Here is a 17,325-nt window from a genome sequence, read left to right on the forward strand (position 1 = left end):
GGGAGGCGGCCGCGAGGCGGCTCGCGATGGTCTCCAGGGCGTTCGCGATCCGCTCGGCGGTCGCGCCGTCGAGCGGCGTTACCGGGCTTTTTGTCGCGGCTTTTGCGGCGCTGTTGGCGGCGGCTCTGGGGGCTATTTTGCGGGCTGTTTTACTGGTCGATTTCTTGGCTTTTTTCGGCATTTGTCCAGTTCCTGACGGCGCAGCCTTATCGGGCTGGCGGCGGTCCCGCAAGCGCCCTAAATGAAGGTCCGTTAACGTTGCAATTGGGACCGCGGCCGCTATAGTCCGCGCGAATTTGTCCGGACCGCCATACCGCCCCGAATCCGAGGGCGCTGCCGGTTCTTTCCCGTCTTATCCGAGGATCGTCCGAATGCTGATTACTCCTGCGTTTGCCCAGGCTGGAGCGACTGGTGACACCAACAGCATGTTGATGTCGCTGCTGCCGTTCGCGCTGATCTTCGTCATCATGTACTTCCTGATTCTGCGCCCGCAGCAGAAGAAGGTGCGCGACCATGCGGACCTCGTGAAGAACATCCGCCGCGGCGACACCGTGGTGACCTCGGGCGGCCTCGTCGGCAAGGTGACCAAGGTGGTCGACGACGACCAGATCGAGTTCGAGATTTCGGACGGCGTTCGCGTGCGCCAGATGCGCCAGATGATCTCGGGTGTGCGTACCAAGGGTGAGCCGGCGAAGGGCGACGCCAAGGACGAGGCGTCCGCGAGCTGATTGCCGCGGTGCCTTTTTGGAATCTGACGGGTCAACTCGATGTTGTATTTCACGCGGTGGCGAGCGCTGGGGATTATCCTGACAGCGCTGGTGGTCTGCCTGTGCGCCGTGCCCAATTTCTTCCCCGAAGCGCAGGTGAAGACCTGGCCGGCCTGGGCGCAGCGGCGCCTGGTCCTCGGCCTCGATTTGCAGGGCGGCTCGTATTTGCTGCTCGAAGTCGACTCCAACTACGTGAAGAAGGAGAAGCTCGACCAGATCCGCGACGATGTCCGGAAGGTGCTTCGTGAAGCCAAGATCGGCTACACCGGCCTCGTGGTCCGCAACGACGCGGTGGAAGTCCGCATCTCCAAGGAAGGCGACCAGGCGACGGCGTTGTCGAAGCTCCGCGAGCTGTCGCAGCCGCTCGGCGGCCTGCTCGGCTCCAGCGGCCAGCGCAGCCTTGAGGTTGAGGACGCGGGCGGCGGCCTGATCCGCCTGAAGGTGCCGCAGGCCGCGGTCACCGAGCGAATCCGGCAGACCATCGAGCAATCGATCCAGATCGTCGAACGGCGCGTCAACGAGCTCGGCACGGTCGAGCCGGTGATCCAGCGCCAGGGCACCGACCGCATCCTGGTCCAGGTGCCGGGCCTGCAGGATCCGACCCGCCTGAAGGAGCTGCTCGGCAAGACCGCGAAGATGGAATTCCGCATGGTCGACAGCTCGGTGTCGCCGGACCAGGCCCAGCAGGGCCGCCTGCCGCCGGACTCCGAACTCTTGATGAGCGCGTCACCGCCGCCGGTTCCGTATGTCGTCAAGAAACAGGTTCTGGTTTCCGGAGGCGAACTGTCCGATGCACAGCCCGGCTTTGACCAGCGCACCGGCGAGGCGATCGTCAGCTTCAAGTTCAACACGTCGGGAGCGCGCAAATTTGCGCAGGCGACGGCCGAAAACGTCGGCCAGCCGTTTGCGATCGTGCTCGACAACAAGGTGATCTCGGCGCCCGTGATCCGTGAGCCGATCACCGGCGGACAGGGCCAGATCTCCGGCAGCTTCACCGTGCAGTCGGCCAACGATCTGGCGATCCTGATGCGCGCCGGCGCGCTGCCGGCGCCGCTGACCGTGATCGAGGAGCGTACCGTCGGTCCCGGCCTCGGACAGGACTCGATCGAGAAGGGCGAGCTCGCAGCCTATGTCGGCTCGATCCTGGTCATCGTGTTCATGCTGATCACCTATCGGCTGTTCGGCGTGTTCGCCAACATCGCGGTGGCGATCAACGTCGCCATGATCTTCGGACTGCTGTCGCTGCTCAACGCCACGCTGACGTTGCCGGGCATCGCCGGCATCGTGCTGACCGTCGGCATCGCGGTCGACTCCAACGTGCTGATCTACGAGCGCATCCGCGAGGAATTGCGCGGCGGCCGCAACGCGATCTCGGCGATCGACGCCGGCTTCAAGCGGGCATTGGCGACCATCCTCGACTCCAACATCACCACCTTCATCGCCGCCGCCGTGCTGTTCTACATCGGCACCGGACCGGTCCGCGGCTTTGCCGTGACGCTCGGCATCGGCATCATCACCACGGTGTTCACCGCCTTTACCCTGACGCGCCTGATCGTCGCCGGCTGGGTGCGGTGGAAGCGGCCGCAAACCGTGCCGATCTGAGAGGCCTGTTGTGACTCATACCGTTCTCATTGGCCTTGGCATCCTGATCGCCGTCTTGACCGTGGTCGCGGCGCTCGGCCTGCTGCCGGCGCTGCGCATCGTTCCGGACGACACCCATTTCGATTTCACCCGCTTTCGCCGCATCAGCTTCCCGATCTCGGCGCTGCTCTCGATCCTTGCCATCACGCTGTTCTTCACCCACGGCCTGAATTTCGGCATCGACTTCAAGGGCGGCACGCTGCTGGAGGTGCAGGCCAAGTCCGGCACCGCCGACATCGCCGCGATGCGCACGACCTTGAACGGCCTTGGCCTCGGCGAGGTGCAGCTGCAGCAGTTCGGCGGTCCGGCGGAAGTCCTGATCCGCGTTGCCGAGCAGCCCGGAGGCGACAAGGCGCAGCAGGATGCGGTGACGAAAGTGCGCGGCGCGCTCGGCGAATCCGTCGATTACCGTCGCGTCGAGGTGGTGGGACCGCGCGTCTCAGGCGAACTGCTGGCCTACGGCATGATCGGCCTGATGTTCGCGATCATGGGCATCCTGATCTACCTCTGGTTCCGGTTCGAATGGCAGTTCGCACTCGGCGCCATGATCGCCAACGTCCACGACATCGTGCTCACGATCGGCTTCATGTCGATCACCCAGGTCGATTTCGACCTCACCAGCATCGCGGCGCTGCTGACGATTCTCGGTTATTCGCTCAACGATACCGTCGTCATCTACGACCGTATCCGCGAGATGCTGCGGCGCTACAAGAAGATGCCGATGCCGCAGCTGCTGAACGAATCGATCAATTCGACGCTGTCGCGCTCGATCATCACCCACGTCACCGTGACGCTGGCTTTGCTCGCACTGCTGCTGTTCGGCGGCCAGGCGATCCACAGCTTCACCGCGGTCATGATGTTCGGCGTGGTGCTGGTCGGCACCTACACATCGATCTTTATCGCGGCGCCGATTCTGATCTATCTCGGTGTTCACACCACGCGGGGTGGAGACGCGGCGCAGGACGCGCCGGCAAAGAAGCCGGACACGGCGGCAGCCAAGAAGTAGCCGGTCATGAGCAACTCCTCGGACGCTCCCCATCTTCCGAGGTCGGCGCCGATCGAGGCCTACGGCAAGGGCGGCTTCGCGTTTGCCGATATGTCGCACCGCGGCTCGCTCTTGTGCCTGCCTGACTCGATCTGGGCCTGGCCGGTCACCAGGCCGCAGGAGATCGACGAATACTCGCTGCAAAAGGTGTTCGCGGCCGCCAATGCGATCGACACGCTGATCGTCGGCACCGGCACCGACGTCTGGGTCCCGCCAAAGGGCTTGCGCGAGGCCCTGCGGGCCGTGCGGGTGGTGCTTGATCCGATGCAGACGGGACCTGCGATCCGCACCTACAACATCATGCTGGGCGAGCGGCGTCGCGTCGCGGCGGCGCTGATCGCGGTGCCATGAGCGCGACGGAGGCACCGAAGGACGGCGCGGCCTTCTGCGCCGATCTGGTGCGGAGCCATGACTTCGTGCGCTACGCGTCGACCCTGTTCCTGCCGGGCCCGGAACGGCGGGCGATGCTTGCGATCTACGCCTTCAACATCGAGGTCTCGCGCGTGCACGAGCAGGTCAGCCAGCCGCTGCCCGGCGAGATGCGGCTGCAATGGTGGACCGACATGCTGGCCGGCGCGGGCCATGGCGGCGTCGAGGGCAATCCGGTTGCAGCAGAACTGCTGCACACGATCCGCAATCACCGTCTGCCGGTCTCGCCATTCTCGCAGTTGGTCGAGGAGCACCAGTTCGATCTCTACAACGACCCGATGCCGTCGCTGGCCGCGCTCGAGGGCTATCTCGACGCCACGGCCTCAGTGCTGTTCTCGCAGGCCACGCGCGTGGTGGCGCGGCCGTCGGAGGCGATCGATCACCTGGCCCGTCATGCGGGTCTTGCCCAGGGCATGGCGCAGGTCATCGCTTCGCTCGGCCGCGACGCCTCACGGCATCAGCTGTTTCTGCCGTTACAACTGCTGCAGCAGCACGGCGGCAGCAAGGAGGAGGTGTTCGCCGGCAAGGTGACGCCGAACATCCGTGCCGCGATCGATCAGCTTGCGGACGAGGCGCAGGGCCATCTCAAGACCGCATTCGGGCTGCTTGCGGATGTCCCGTCCGGCGTGAGGCCGATCTTCCTGACGCTCGCTTGCGTGAGGCGCGAGCTGACCCGGGCGAGGAGGGAGGACTACGACCCGTTCCTGCCGAAGCCGGTCTCGCGCCTGCGCACGCTCTGGACGTTGTGGCGAGCCGCGCGCACGGAGGAGTTCGGTCGCTAGCTCTGCTCTTTCGCGATGTGCTTGGTGAAGATCCGGATCGTTGTGCCCCTGACGATCCGACCGCTGTCATAGATGTCGGATGCGATTTGTTCGACCGCGTCGCGCAGCGCGACGAACTGCGCCTGCCGCGCCATGCTCGCCGTTCCGCGCGTGCCGGCCAGCTCGTCCAACGCGGCGTCGCTGATCTGGCATTCGATTTCCTGGTCGCCGTTCATCATGGTGAATCCGAACGCCAGTCGTTCGGAATCGTATCCCCCGATCCGGCCACGGGTGAGTGGCATTAAACTTGTCCCTTGAGCGCGCTACCCCTCGCAAAGAGTGAAGCTTCGCGCCGCGTTTGTCGAGGGCCACGCGCCGGGAAGCGCGCGCTAACCCGCCGGCCGGTCCATCTCGGCGACTTCAAAATTGAAGCGGTCGCGCAGATTCTTGCGTTGCTCGAGGATGTCCTTGAGGAACTCGCGATCGGCGTCGCTGCGCATCATCGGCTCGATCAGGTCGATCTGGTTCATGGCGACGAGCTGCAGGATTTCGGTGCGCGGCTTGCCGGCGGCATCGCGCGGCAGCGCGTGCACGACCTGGATGTGTTCGGGCGGCTTGACGCCCCTTGCCGCGGTAAGCTCGTTGCGCAGCGTCTTTTCCAGCGCGGACTGGTCCGCCTCGACGAAGGCGTAGAGTCCGACGCCGACGCGCCGGTCGGCAAAGGCGACGATCGCGGTGTCGCGCACCTGCGGATTCTTGCGGATCAGATCGATCAATACCGGGGCGTCGTTGACCAGCCTCCGGCCGCCGCCTTCGCGGTCGGTAAAATTGAAGATGCCGCGCGTGATCGCCTGATAGACCTTCTTGCCGGTCTTGAGCCAGATGCTGGCGACCGCGGACTTCTTTGCGAGTACCTTGCGCTCTTTCGGCGTCAACGCCTCCGGCGCGTAGCTGCGCTTGTGCTTCAACAGATGCCGCAGATCCTCATAGGCGGCGATGCGGAACAGTCGGCTGCGGGTCTTGAAGCAGGCGGCAAGCTGGAAGTCGGTGAGATAGGCGCGGCCGTCGCGGCCGACCAGCCAGTTCTGCTCCTTGGCGAGATCGTTGTGGCAGATGCCGGCGCGATGCAGCTTGCGCAACGCCGCCTTGGCGGAACGAAAATAGGCGACGTCGCCGTGCGGCTTCGCCAGATGCAGCGCCGCGCCATCGATGAAGCCGCGCACCAGTGCGCGACGGCCGGCCCACAACAGCTTCGGCCCGACGTCGAGATCGCGCGCCAAGGCCAGCGCGCGGCGCTCGCGCGAGAACAGATGCAGCGCCAGGGCGAACGACCAGAACGGCACCTGATCGAGCCGGCGCAGCACGCCGTCGACCTCGCCGTCATCGGCGCGGAAGCGGCCGCGCTCGACGGTCGAGAACACGTCGCGCTTGAGCAGCACGCCCTGGCTCCACCGCACCGACAGGGTGGCGTCATCGTCTTTCGGCAAGCTCATGACTGTCAGGCCGCTGCAGCAACGCGCAGATGCTCTGCGATCCAGTGGTCGAGATCGGCGAGCGCGCGCGCGCTGATCGCCTGCTTTTTGGCGACGGTCTTCTCGTTGCCGCGCAGCCGCGAGCCGTCCGGCTTCTTGGTCGGCGCACTGGCCAGCGGCGGGAACAGACCGAAATTGATGTTCATCGGCTGGAACGAGCGCGAACCGGCCTCGATCGCTTCGATGTGGCCGCCGGTGATGTGGCCGAGCAGCGCGCCGAGCGCTGTCGTCGCCGGCGGCGGCGTCAGCGCGGCACCGCGCATGTCGGCGGCGGCGCAGAGGCCGGCGATCAGGCCGACGCTGGCCGACTCGACGTAACCCTCGCAGCCCGTCATCTGCCCGGCGAAGCGCAGCCGCGGCTGCGCGCGCAGACGCAACTGTCCGTCGAGCAGCTTTGGCGAATTCAGGAAGGTATTGCGATGCAGGCCGCCGAGGCGGGCGAACTCCGCGTTCTCGAGGCCCGGGATGGTGCGGAACACGCGCTGCTGCGCGCCGTGCTTCAGCTTGGTCTGGAAGCCGACGATGTTGTAGAGCGTGCCGAGCTTGTTGTCCTGCCGCAACTGGACGATCGCATATGGCTTGACGGTCGGGTTGTGCGGATTGGTCAATCCCACCGGCTTCATCGGCCCGTGGCGCAGCGTCTCGTGACCACGTTCGGCCATCACCTCGACCGGCAGGCAGCCGTCGAAATAGGGCGTGTTGGTCTCCCAGTCCTTGAAGTCGACCTTCTCGCCGTCGAGCAGCGCCGCGACGAAGGCGTCATACTGCTCCTTCGTCATCGGGCAGTTGATGTAGTCGGCGCCGGTGCCGCCGGGGCCGACCTTGTCGTAGCGCGACTGAAACCAGGCCACCGACATGTCGATGGAGTCCTTGTGCACGATCGGCGCGATCGCGTCGAAGAACGCCAGCGCGCTCTCGTCGGTCAGCTGCCTGATGGCGTCGGCAAGCGGTGCCGAGGTGAGGGGACCGGTCGCGACGATGACGTTGCTCCAGTCGGCCGGCGGCAGCCCTGCGACTTCCTCTCGGCTGATCTCGATCAGCGGATGTTCGTTGAGCGCCTTGGTGACGGCGGCCGAAAAGCCGTCGCGGTCGACCGCCAGCGCGCCGCCGGCGGGCACCTGGTTGGCGTCGGCCGAGCGCATGATCAGGGAGCCCAGCCGCCGCATCTCCGCGTGCAGCAGCCCGACCGCGTTGTTGGCGGCATCGTCGGAGCGGAAGGAGTTCGAGCAGACCAGTTCGGCGCAGCCTTCGGTCCGATGCGCCTCGGTCATCCGGTGCGGGCGCATTTCATGCAGCACGGCGCGGACGCCGGCATTGGCGACCTGCCAGGCGGCTTCCGAGCCGGCGAGCCCCGCGCCCACGATGTGCACGGGTTGCGAAGAGGATTGATGCGGTGTCATCGCGCAGCGTTAGCGCGTTTTGATCTCATATGCATCTGAAACCGCACCACAAACGACAACGCCCGCTGTGGAAGCGGGCGTTATCCGTTCAGCAGATGGCTTGCGGCCGATTAGCCGTTGTAGGTGCCGGCAGCAACGCGCGGAATGTCCGAGCGGTCGAGGCCGATATCGGCGAGTTCGCGATCGCTGAGCTGGGACAGTTCGCTGACATTGCGCTGATAATCCCGGAAAGCCTGGATCATGCGGATGAGCGAGAGCAACATGGTAGTCTCCTAGTAATTCAGATTCAGCTTTTCCAAAGCCTCATCGTTGAAGTGAATATAGATGATATAGTGCAGTGCGGTAGTTCCGATGTTGCGATGCAGCTAAGCTCAAAACGCATAGCGACGGTAAGTTCCGGTTAACCGTTTGGCGCATGGAGACAGGACCCGTGGACCAAAGTTCCATAGAATCGGACGATGACGTCAAAATCATCTTGAGATCAGTGAGTTAGAAGGATGATAGCGCGCTGGATTACGCCGTCTACATGGTAATTACGGACCGTTCGGTCAAGGGATGACGCACGGCTGACGCCGGATCACGGCGACGTGTTCCATGCGTGATTCGCATGCTGAATGTTGCGGTATGAATGAGTATGTATTCATAACATGACGACGCGGACACCTAGGCAGGCGCAGCGTCAATCAGCCGCATTGACCTCGGAGGTAATTTGGTCCTTCTCGCCGTTCGGATTTTTGCCTGCCGCGCGAACGGTCTGCTGATTATCGGAAGCGCAGCTCGATTGAAGTGAATGCATCGAGCAAAGCTATTGCGGCGGCGCTTCCTTACCGACACGTAATCAAAAGGCTATGCAACGCATGCGCGATGCGCGCGCAGCGCTCATCACATTTGTATCGCGCGAAGTTCATTCTGAACGGTGTCGGGAACAGCGAATAATCGTTCCGCAGATTCCGCAATCACGCTGGGATCTGTCCAAGAAAAACAGATGGATCATCCCATGATTAAGACATTGATCGCAGCAGCCACCGTGGCTGCCGTTGCCTATGCTGTCGCTCCCGCTCAGGCCGCGCATCGTCATCACGCGGGCCTCGGCTGCAGCGGTGCCAATCTCGGCAAGACCGAAGCTGCAGTCGAAGCCATGGCTGACAATGAGGTCAAATTCGCGGCGGAGAAGGAAGTCTCGCTCGCCCAGGACGCGATGCTGAACAACAAGTGGGGCGCTTGCGGCGCGCATCTCAGCAAGGCTGCCGAAGCTAGCACGGCGAAGTAGGTTTTGATCATAGCGATAAGGGCCGATTGCCTGGGGCAGTCGGCCCTTTTTGATTCATTCGTAGCTGAACCAGCTTTGATCTAGTCAGAGCAGAAGGTTCGCCGCGCTGCGCCATGCAAGCTGGCAGTGAAAGCGCTACGGAGCCTTGGCGAGTTGGGTCGCGAAGTAGCCGATCGTCTTGGCGTATACCTCGCTCTTGTTCCACTGCTGGATCACCGCAAAATTCTCGCTGCCGGGCTCCCAGCCCTTGCCCTTCTTCCAGCCATAGCTCTTCAAATAGTTCGCCGTCGACGCCAGCACGTCGGGCGCGTTGTGCAGCAGGTCGCGCTTGCCGTTGCCGTCGAAGTCGACCGCGAACTTGATGTAGGACGACGGCATGAATTGAGTCTGGCCGATCTCGCCGGCCCAGGCGCCGCGCATCTCCTGCGGCGGCAGATCGCCGCGCTCGACGATACGCAAGGCATCCATCAACTCGGCCTTGAACATGTCGGAGCGGCGGCAATCATAGGCGAGCGTCGCCAGCGAACGTATGGTCGGAAACTTTCCGGTGTTGACGCCGAAATCGGTCTCCAGTCCCCAGATCGCGACGAGGATTTCGCCCGGTACGCCGTAGGCCTCCTCGATTCGCGACAGCACCGAGCCGTAGCGCTTCATCATGTCGGAGCCGCGATTGAGCCGCGGCGGCACCATGCGGCCCGAGAATTGCTCGAAGGTCTGGCTGAACACCTGCTGCGAATGGTCGCGGGCGAGGATCGCCTTGTCCTGCGTGACGCCAGCCAATCCGGCCTGGATCGCGTTCTGCGAAATGCCCTTCGTCGCAGCCTCCTTCTTGAAATCGTCGAGCCAGGATTCGAACGTGCCCGTGCCGCATTGAGCGGCCAGCGCCGATGCCGTCGAGGTCAGGAGCCACGCGCCGATGGCGAACGTGCGAAAGCAAGAGCGAGAGGTCATAGGCAATTCACTCCGGAGTCTGCGATGTCATCGATTGGTCGCGAAAGGCGGCGGGTATGTTCGCGGCAACAGCGGCCAAAACAAGGCTCGTGACCGAGCCGTTTTTTCTCAGGCAGCGCTGCAAATGCCACGCCAGTTTCACACCCATTTGACGATCCTGAACGACAAACCGCCGACCGAACATATCGGCCGGCGGTTGCTTTGACGTTTACGAATCCGGGTTAGCGGCGCTTAGCCGCGATCGCTGCGCCGCCACGGAAACAAATTGGCCGGAAAGTCCGCGGCGGGCTTGCGTTCGCGCGGTTCGGGGATCACCGGCCGCGCATTCGGATCCTTGACGATGACCTCGCGATAGAGATGCCAGGTGGCGTGACCGAGCAGCGGGATCACCACGGCAAGCCCGAGGAAGAACGGGATCGTGCCCAGCACCAGCAGCACCGCGACGATCAGGCCCCAGGCCGCCATCGGCACCGGGTTCTGTGCGACGGCGCGCATCGACGTCACCATGGCCTCGCCGGCGGTCGCCTGGCGGTCGAGCATCATGGGGAAGGCGATCACGCTGATGCAAAGCGCGACGAGCGCGAACAGGAAGCCGACGCTGCAGCCGACCACGATGAGCCACCAGCCTTGCTGGGTGGTCAGCACGCGCGCGGCAAAATCGGGAATGTTGGCCGCGGTCTCATAGCCGAACACCGCCGTGTAGATCGCCTGGGCGGTGGCGATCCAGGTCACGAACAGCGCGAACAGCAGCGTTCCGACCCCAAGCATCGCGCCGAATGACGGTGAGCGGAATACCTCCATGGCATCCCAGGCAGATGCTTCCCCGCCGTCCTCGCGGCGGCGGCTCATCTCGTAGAGGCCGATGGCGGCAAACGGGCCGAGTAGGGCAAAGCCCGCGGCCAGCGGAAACAGTAGGGGGAGCACGGAATAGCCGTGCACGGTGCGCGCAAGCACGAGGCCGAGCACAGGATAGATCAGGCAGAGGACGATGGCATGACTTGGCACCGCCTTGAAGTCTTCCCAGCCGAGACGCAGCGCATGATGCAAATCGGACAGGCCGATGGTGCGGATGACCGGCGCAGACGCGGCGCCTTGTCCGCTCTGCGTCATCGAACTGACATTGCCTTGGTATGATGTGGCCATGGTCGTTGTCTCCCTCTGCGCGGTCGCATCTGGCGCCCGGCACGCGGGCACAAACCTGCCGCCTCTCGAAGCGATCACGATCAAGCCAGACGCGAAAGACAGAGCAGGGAACTGGCCGTGTCGCGAACTGTGCAATGAGGCTACTCCCAAACTGCGCCAAAAGCACTCACGCTTAAGTGAATGTCGCATTGGCAAGCTATGGAGGGGGCGATAGACTTGAACTGTGACCTCGGTCAGGCGCCCCAAGGCCGTCTGGCCTTCACATCTCAACTCTCTTGGGAGCGAACGATGAGCATTTTCGGAAAAATCATGGGCGCGATCTTCGGCAGCAGCGCCACCGCTGCGCCCGCCGGCGGAACGGCCACAAGCGCAGCCCCCGCCGGTGGATCCGGCAGCGCATCGTCGTCTCCTGCCGCAGTGCCCGCCGGCGCGGCGCCGGCGCAGTCCGTTGACGTCGCCCCGATCCTCGACAAGGCGGTTGCCGCCAAGGGCGAGAAGCTCGAGTGGCGGACCTCGATCGTCGACCTGATGAAGGCGCTCGACATCGACTCCAGCCTGTCGGCCCGCAAGGAGCTCGCCAAGGAGCTCGGCTACACCGGCGACACCAGCGATTCCGCCAGCATGAACATCTGGCTGCACAAGCAGGTGATGACCAAGCTCGCGGCCAATGGCGGCAAGCTGCCCCCCGACATCAAGCACTGACGGGATCATCCTCCCGTGCATAGAAAGGGCCCGCGCCAACGCGGGCCCTTTTTTATCGATCGGCGAACATCTATAGGTCGGCCAACAACAACAAGGAGAACGCCCATGACTGATCTCGATCGCCGGACGATGCTTGCGACCGGCGCCCTCGCACTGGCCGGCGCCGCCGCGCAATCCGCGCCGGCCCATGCCGAGGCCACGCCGAAGGCGATGTTTCCGGTCGCCGCCGTGACGATCCCGATCGTCGGCGCCAGCGAGGTGTTCCAGGTTCGCCGCATCTACTGCATCGGCCGCAACTACGCCGCGCACGCCATCGAGCGCGGTTCGGATCCGACGCGCGAGCCGCCGTTCTTCTTCCAGAAGCCGACGGATGCGGTTCAGAATGTCGCGATCGGCACCGTCGCAGATCATCCCTATCCGTCGCTGACCAAGAACTATCACCACGAGGTCGAGCTGGTCGCCGCGCTGAAATCCGGCGGCACCAATATTCCGGCCGACAAGGCGCTCGATCATGTCTATGGCTACGCGCTCGGCCTCGACATGACGCGGCGCGATCTGCAGAACGGCATGGCCGCGGAGAAGAAGCCCTGGGAGATCGGCAAGAGCTTTGACCATGCCGCGGTGCTTGGGCCGATCCATCCGGCTGACAAGACCGGCCATTTCACGCAAGGGGCCATCTCGCTCGCGATCAACGGCACGGTGCGACAAAGCTCGGATCTGAAGAACATGATCTGGAGCGTCGCCGAGCAGATCGCAAAGCTGTCCGAGGCATTCGAGTTGAAGGCCGGCGACATCATTTATTCCGGTACGCCGGAGAACGTCGGTCCGGTGGTCAAGGGCGACGTGTTGCTGTGCAAGCTCGAAGGCCTGCCCGACATGTCGATCAAGATCGTCTGACGAACGCGGCGCAAAGCGTTTTCGAGCGAAGTGGATACCTGTTCGCGTAAAGAAGACGCGTCATAAGGAAAAGCTAGAGCCCGTTCCGATTCCATCGGAACGGAACGGGCTCTAGCCGGCAAGGTCCGCGTATTCCGGATGCTTGTTGAGGTAATCCACCACAAAACCGCAGCCGGCGATCACCTTGCGGCCGTCGGCGCGGATCAGATCCAGCGCACCCTTGACCAGCTCCGATGCGATGCCGCGGCCGCGCAGGGCGCGCGGTGTCTCGGTATGGGTGATGATGACGGCCGCGGGCGTCCGCCGGTAGTTCGCAAAAGCGAGGCCGCCCTCGGTGTCGAGCTCGAAGCGGTTTTGGTCCCTGTTGTCGCGGACGGCGGCCATCGCAAAATCCCGGTTGATTCACAGGCCCTGATGTAAGCGTGTGAACCGGCCGGTGCAAAGCCGCGACCAACCCGCAAATTGGCATTTGTGGATTGACGATATGCGCATTTTGGCCTGTCTGACCGCCGTGTTGCTCGGCGTCGCGTTGATGCTTCCAAACCCGCCGCAAGCCGCTGCCACCGACGATCCGAGCTGGCAGACCTGCGTCGGCCTGACGACGGCACCCGGCGACCGCGTGGCTGCCTGCACCACGGTGATCGACGGCAAGGCCGAGGCCGGCAAGCGGCTGGCCGGGGCGTATTGCAATCGCGGCCATGGGCTGACGGAGAAGCGCGAGCTCGACGCTGCGCTCGCCGACCTCAACGAGGCCATCAAGCTCGATCCCGCCTATGCCTGCGCCTACACCAATCGCGGCCGCGTCTACGCCTTCAGGCGCGATCTCGATCATGCGATTGCCGATTACGACGAGGCGATCCGCATCGATCCGGCGTTCGCGCTGGCCTACAACAACCGCGGCGATGCCTGGCTCAACAAGGGCGATCTCGACCGCGCGCTGGCCGATCTCAGCCTCGCCATCAAATTCAATCCGCAACTCGCCACCGCCTACGGCAATCGCGGCTTCGTCTACCACCGCAAGCGCGATGCGGCGCATGCGATCGCCGACTTCACCACCGAGATCAAGCTCGAGCCCAACGTGCTCGCCTACATCAACCGCGGCAATGTCTATCGCGATACCGAGCAGCTCGATCGCGCCGCCGCCGACTATGGCGAGGCGGCGAGGATCGCGCCGACCGACGCGCGCGGCTGGCGCAACCGCGGCATGATCCGGCTCTTTCAGGGCGACAACAAGGGCGGGCTCGCCGATTACGACAAGGCGCTGCAATACGATCCCGCCGACGTCTATTCCTGGAACAATCGCGGCCAAGCCAAGCTACGGCTCGGCGACAAGAAGGGCGCGGCGGCCGATTTCCGCAAGGCGCTCGAGCTGCAGCCCGATCTCCAGAGCGCCAAGGGGGCACTGGCGCGGCTCGGCGGGGCGCGGTGACATCCTGCCGGCCACGGCTGCTCCCGCCGTGTCGCGCACACGCGGCACAGGCCTTGCGAATGGATGCAGTTCGATTAGGTTTGATGTCAGACATACGCCCCTGATGCGGCCGGATGGTCGTCTGGTACGGAGTGGCGGAGCCGGCCGCCGACGTATGCCTCTTGTCGGAGGAGGTTCGTCATGTCGGACAATCGTTTCTTCAACACACACCGTCCCTGGGAGGACTGGTTCGGCATGCTGCTCGGCGTGCTGATCATGGTCTCTCCCTGGTTTCCGATGCAGGTGAGCGGCGCCGTCGATATCGAGCGCAGCCACCTCGTCCTCAACAGCTTCATGGTCGGCATGCTGGTGCTCGGCATCGCCCAGCTCGAATATGTCGCGCTGCACCGCTGGGAGGAGGTGGCCAGCATCCTGCTCGGTCTCTGGCTGATGGCGTCGCCCATGGTCTTTGGTTACGCCGAGGACCACGCGCTGCAGTTCTGGCACATCCTGCTCGGCGCGCTGGTCGCCTTTATAGGCGCGTTGCAGCTGTGGCAGGACTGGAACCTGAGCGAGCAGGAACTCGCCAAGCACCCCCAGTAGCGGCCTGGGCAGAAAACAACGGGTTGACCGCCACCGGCGCGCGGAATCATCGGGCTGCGCCCGGCGGGCCTTGCCGAAGGCGGCGGCTTGGCGATAAACCGGGCGGTACCAATCCCTTGCGGCGCTTGAAGACGCCCGGTTCTGACCGAGGAAACACCCGATGACCGTCCTGACCTTGCCCTGTCTGTTGTGCGTATCGGCGGGGCGGCAATGAGCGGGACGGCTGCTGCCGCGCCGCGCGGCGGGATCGCGCGAGTATCGCGCCGGGTGATGAACCTCGCCTACATCCTGACCCAGAACGCCCGCCGGCACGGCGATCGCCCCGGCTTCGTCTGGAACGAGAAGGCCTGGTCGTGGCGCCATATCGACCAGAACGTCTCGGCGCTGGCGGCGGCATTGGCGGCGCGTGGCATCGTCAAGGGCGACCGCATCCTGGTGCATTCCAAGAACTGCGACGAGATGTTCTGGTCGATGTTCGCGGCCTTCCGGCTCGGCGCGGTCTGGGTGCCGACCAATTTCCGCCTGATGCCGGACGAGGTCGCCTATCTCGCGGCGGCTTCCGGCGCCAAGGCGTTTCTCTGCCACGCCGACTTCCCCGAGCATGCCAAGGCAGCCGCCAATCCCGCGCTCGAATTCGTCTGGCGGATTGGGGAGGAGGGCGCCTTCGGCGAGGCGACGCTCGGCGACGTCATCGCCAAGCACGCCGGCGCTGTCGTCGAGAACGTTGCCGTCGACTACGACGATCCCTGCTGGTTCTTCTTCACCTCCGGCACCACCGGCCGCTCCAAGGCCGCGGTCTTGACCCATGGCCAGATGGCCTTCGTCATCACCAACCATCTCGCCGACTTGATGCCCGGCACCACGGAAGAGGACGCCTCGCTGGTGGTGGCGCCGCTGTCGCATGGCGCCGGCGTACATCAATTGGTGCAGACCGCGCGCGGCGTGCCGACCATCCTGCTGCCGTCGGAAAAGTTCGACATCGCCGAAGCCTTCCGGCTGATCGCCAAGCATCGCGTCAGCAACATGTTCACGGTGCCGACCATCCTGAAGATGATGGTCGAGCATCCCGCCGCCGACCAACACGACCATTCCTCGCTGCGCTACATCATCTACGCCGGCGCGCCGATGTATCGCGAGGACCAGAAGGCGGCGCTGAACAAGCTCGGCGGCGTGCTGGTGCAGTATTTCGGTCTCGGCGAGGTCACCGGCAACATCACGGTGCTGCCGCCCGGCCTGCACCATCCCGAGGACGGCCCGCATGCGCGGATCGGCACCTGCGGTTTCGAGCGCACCGGGATGCAGGTCTCGATCCAGGGCGACGATGGAAGCGAGCTGAAGGCGCACGAGACCGGCGAGATCTGCGTGATCGGTCCCGGCGTGTTCGCGGGCTACTACGACAACCCCGAGGCCAACGCGAAGGCGTTTCGCGACGGCTGGTTCCGCACCGGCGACCTCGGCCACATGGACGAGGAGGGCTTCGTCTACATCACCGGCCGCGCCTCCGACATGTACATCTCGGGCGGCTCCAACATCTATCCGCGCGAGATCGAGGAGAAGCTCCTGACCCATCCCGCGGTCGGCGAGGTCGCGGTGCTCGGCGTGCCCGATCCCTTCTGGGGCGAGGTCGGCGTCGCGGTCTGCGTCGCGCGCGAGGGCACCGAGGCGGTCGCGGAGGCGGAGCTTGCCGCCTATCTCGCGCCAAAAGTGCCGCGCTACAAGATGCCGAAACGCTTCTTCTTCTGGGAGGCGCTGCCGAAATCCGGCTACGGCAAGGTGCCGAAGCGGCTGATCCGCGACGAGCTCGAGGCGCGCGGGTTGCTCGAGGCGATCGCCAAATCGACGGGCGCCTGAGGCGATGCGCAGCATCGCCCAGCCCGGCGCTCCGCATCAAGAGCGCATCCAATGGATCAGCGCGCGCGGCCGCGCCTTTTCATTCGTGCTCGAGGCCGGCATTCCGTTGCTCGAAGCCGTGCGCCGCGGCTTTGCGGCGGAGGGTTTTTTCGGCGGCGTCCTGAGCGCGAAAAGCGGCGCGCTCGGGCCGTTCGCCTATGTGATGCCGGCGCTGTCGAAGGATGGCGTCAACGCCGCGTTCTACAGCGACACGTTCCGTCCCGACGGCGTGACGCGGCTCAAGCTGGCGGCGCTGACCTTCGGCGAACGTGACGGCGCGCCGTTCTTTCATTGCCACGGCCTGTGGACCGAAGCCGACGGCCGCTTCAACGGCGGCCACATGCTGCCGGACGAAACCATTGTCGCCGAGCCGTTCGAGGTGAACGCGTTCGGGATCGACGGCGCGACGTTCCTGGCTGAAGCGGACAGTGAGACCAATTTCAAGCTGTTCGGTCCCGTCGCCAGCGCGCCGCGTGGGGCCAGGACCACGAGCCATGCCTTCGTGCTGCGGCTGCGGCCGAACCAGGATTTTGCCTGCGCGCTGGAGGGCTTCTGCCGCCAGCACGGCATCCTGCGTGCGCGGCTGCATGGCGGCGTCGGCTCGACCATCGGTGCCGTCCTCACCGACGGCCACAGCGTGGTGCCGTTCGCGACCGAGCTCGCGGTGACCGCGGGCGAGATCGCACCGGACGCGGATGGCCGGCTGCATGCCGAGCTCGACGTCGCACTGGTCGACTATCTCGGCGGCATCGCCGAGGGACGCCTGGTGCGCGGCGACAATCCGGTGCTGATGACGATGGAGCTGGCGCTGGAGGTGCTTGAGGAGGCGGAGCAGCCGTAGGGGCACTGCACGCTCCATCCCCATCGTCGTCCCGGCGAAGGCCGG

Annotated in this window: 20 protein-coding genes and 1 pseudogene; 12 read left to right on the top strand and 9 right to left on the bottom strand. The window is 64.6% G+C overall.

Annotation, left to right across the window (positions count from 1 at the left end):
* Positions 1 to 181, bottom strand: a pseudogene (locus AKL29_RS44715) (AAA family ATPase); the annotation flags it as partial.
* A gap of 190 nt (positions 182 to 371) precedes the next feature.
* On the opposite strand from AKL29_RS44715, the gene yajC reads away from it, so the two are divergent.
* The 5 genes from yajC to AKL29_RS12265 are packed head-to-tail and all read left to right on the top strand — an operon-like array spanning position 372 to position 4,664.
* Complete coding sequence (gene yajC / locus AKL29_RS12245) at positions 372 to 728, top strand: preprotein translocase subunit YajC (protein ID WP_026192737.1); 357 nt, start codon at positions 372 to 374, stop codon at positions 726 to 728.
* 39 nt (positions 729 to 767) lie between these two features.
* Positions 768 to 2,369, top strand: coding sequence for a protein translocase subunit SecD (gene secD, locus AKL29_RS12250; protein WP_028332127.1), 1,602 nt, complete (start codon positions 768 to 770; stop codon positions 2,367 to 2,369).
* Positions 2,370 to 2,379: 10 nt separating this feature from the next.
* Complete coding sequence (gene secF, locus AKL29_RS12255) at positions 2,380 to 3,414, top strand: protein translocase subunit SecF (RefSeq protein WP_028332126.1); 1,035 nt, start codon at positions 2,380 to 2,382, stop codon at positions 3,412 to 3,414.
* 6 nt (positions 3,415 to 3,420) lie between these two features.
* Positions 3,421 to 3,804, top strand: a complete 384-nt coding sequence (locus tag AKL29_RS12260; RefSeq protein ID WP_018271534.1) for an Mth938-like domain-containing protein — start codon at positions 3,421 to 3,423, stop codon at positions 3,802 to 3,804.
* The gene (locus tag AKL29_RS12265) at positions 3,801 to 4,664 is read left to right on the top strand and encodes a phytoene/squalene synthase family protein (RefSeq protein ID WP_050384341.1); all 864 of its coding nucleotides are present in this window, start codon (positions 3,801 to 3,803) and stop codon (positions 4,662 to 4,664) included. Before AKL29_RS12260 ends, AKL29_RS12265 begins: the two co-directional genes overlap by 4 nt.
* On the opposite strand, the gene AKL29_RS12270 is transcribed toward AKL29_RS12265, so the two are convergent.
* From AKL29_RS12270 to AKL29_RS40600, 4 genes are all read right to left on the bottom strand, one after another.
* Positions 4,661 to 4,945, bottom strand: a complete 285-nt coding sequence (locus AKL29_RS12270) for a DUF1488 family protein (RefSeq protein WP_028332124.1) — start codon at positions 4,943 to 4,945, stop codon at positions 4,661 to 4,663. The genes AKL29_RS12265 and AKL29_RS12270 overlap by 4 nt on opposite strands.
* Before the next feature lie 87 nt (positions 4,946 to 5,032).
* Positions 5,033 to 6,136: a serine/threonine protein kinase gene (locus tag AKL29_RS12275; protein WP_028332123.1), complete on the bottom strand. Its 1,104-nt coding sequence runs from the start codon at positions 6,134 to 6,136 to the stop codon at positions 5,033 to 5,035.
* Between the two features lie 5 nt (positions 6,137 to 6,141).
* Positions 6,142 to 7,575, bottom strand: coding sequence for a methylenetetrahydrofolate--tRNA-(uracil(54)-C(5))-methyltransferase (FADH(2)-oxidizing) TrmFO (gene trmFO / locus AKL29_RS12280; RefSeq protein WP_050384342.1), 1,434 nt, complete (start codon positions 7,573 to 7,575; stop codon positions 6,142 to 6,144).
* A 110-nt stretch (positions 7,576 to 7,685) separates the two neighbouring features.
* Positions 7,686 to 7,838 carry a DUF1127 domain-containing protein gene (locus AKL29_RS40600; RefSeq protein ID WP_016846063.1) on the bottom strand — a complete coding sequence of 51 codons (153 nt, stop codon included), beginning with the start codon at positions 7,836 to 7,838 and terminating at the stop codon, positions 7,686 to 7,688.
* A gap of 722 nt (positions 7,839 to 8,560) precedes the next feature.
* On the opposite strand from AKL29_RS40600, the gene AKL29_RS12285 reads away from it, so the two are divergent.
* Positions 8,561 to 8,845 carry a hypothetical protein gene (locus AKL29_RS12285; protein ID WP_050384343.1) on the top strand — a complete coding sequence of 95 codons (285 nt, stop codon included), beginning with the start codon at positions 8,561 to 8,563 and terminating at the stop codon, positions 8,843 to 8,845.
* Positions 8,846 to 8,980: 135 nt separating this feature from the next.
* On the opposite strand, the gene AKL29_RS12290 is transcribed toward AKL29_RS12285, so the two are convergent.
* From AKL29_RS12290 to AKL29_RS12295, 3 genes are all read right to left on the bottom strand, one after another.
* On the bottom strand, positions 8,981 to 9,796 hold the full coding sequence (locus tag AKL29_RS12290) for a lytic murein transglycosylase (RefSeq protein WP_050384344.1): 816 nt from the start codon (positions 9,794 to 9,796) through the stop codon (positions 8,981 to 8,983).
* Between the two features lie 7 nt (positions 9,797 to 9,803).
* Complete coding sequence (locus AKL29_RS42790) at positions 9,804 to 9,944, bottom strand: hypothetical protein (protein ID WP_160321740.1); 141 nt, start codon at positions 9,942 to 9,944, stop codon at positions 9,804 to 9,806.
* Between the two features lie 83 nt (positions 9,945 to 10,027).
* The gene (locus tag AKL29_RS12295) at positions 10,028 to 10,939 is read right to left on the bottom strand and encodes a DUF2189 domain-containing protein (protein ID WP_028332119.1); all 912 of its coding nucleotides are present in this window, start codon (positions 10,937 to 10,939) and stop codon (positions 10,028 to 10,030) included.
* Between the two features lie 288 nt (positions 10,940 to 11,227).
* Between AKL29_RS12295 and AKL29_RS12300 the strand changes: the two genes are divergently transcribed.
* Together AKL29_RS12300 and AKL29_RS12305 are read left to right on the top strand one after the other, a co-directional pair.
* Entirely contained in the window at positions 11,228 to 11,641 is a 414-nt protein-coding gene (locus tag AKL29_RS12300; RefSeq protein ID WP_028332118.1) for a DUF3597 domain-containing protein, read from the top strand.
* Between the two features lie 105 nt (positions 11,642 to 11,746).
* The gene (locus AKL29_RS12305) at positions 11,747 to 12,538 is read left to right on the top strand and encodes a fumarylacetoacetate hydrolase family protein (RefSeq protein WP_028332117.1); all 792 of its coding nucleotides are present in this window, start codon (positions 11,747 to 11,749) and stop codon (positions 12,536 to 12,538) included.
* A gap of 111 nt (positions 12,539 to 12,649) precedes the next feature.
* Here AKL29_RS12305 and AKL29_RS12310 read toward each other — a convergent pair whose 3' ends face one another.
* Complete coding sequence (locus AKL29_RS12310) at positions 12,650 to 12,922, bottom strand: GNAT family N-acetyltransferase (RefSeq protein ID WP_050384345.1); 273 nt, start codon at positions 12,920 to 12,922, stop codon at positions 12,650 to 12,652.
* 100 nt (positions 12,923 to 13,022) lie between these two features.
* Here AKL29_RS12310 and AKL29_RS12315 point away from each other — a divergent pair, with 100 nt between their 5' ends.
* The 4 genes from AKL29_RS12315 (at position 13,023) to AKL29_RS12330 (ending at position 17,280) form a co-directional block, all read left to right on the top strand.
* Positions 13,023 to 13,967, top strand: coding sequence for a tetratricopeptide repeat protein (locus AKL29_RS12315; protein WP_050384346.1), 945 nt, complete (start codon positions 13,023 to 13,025; stop codon positions 13,965 to 13,967).
* A 180-nt stretch (positions 13,968 to 14,147) separates the two neighbouring features.
* Positions 14,148 to 14,549, top strand: a complete 402-nt coding sequence (locus AKL29_RS12320) for an SPW repeat protein (protein ID WP_028332114.1) — start codon at positions 14,148 to 14,150, stop codon at positions 14,547 to 14,549.
* Positions 14,550 to 14,759: 210 nt separating this feature from the next.
* A complete protein-coding gene (locus AKL29_RS12325; RefSeq protein WP_050384348.1) occupies positions 14,760 to 16,400 on the top strand; it encodes an acyl-CoA synthetase in 1,641 nt (546 codons plus the stop codon).
* A gap of 4 nt (positions 16,401 to 16,404) precedes the next feature.
* Entirely contained in the window at positions 16,405 to 17,280 is an 876-nt protein-coding gene (locus tag AKL29_RS12330; protein ID WP_050384349.1) for a PCC domain-containing protein, read from the top strand.
* Positions 17,281 to 17,325 lie beyond the last annotated feature (45 nt).

The organism is Bradyrhizobium pachyrhizi (genome assembly GCF_001189245.1).
Classification (GTDB): Bacteria; Pseudomonadota; Alphaproteobacteria; order Rhizobiales; family Xanthobacteraceae; genus Bradyrhizobium; species Bradyrhizobium pachyrhizi.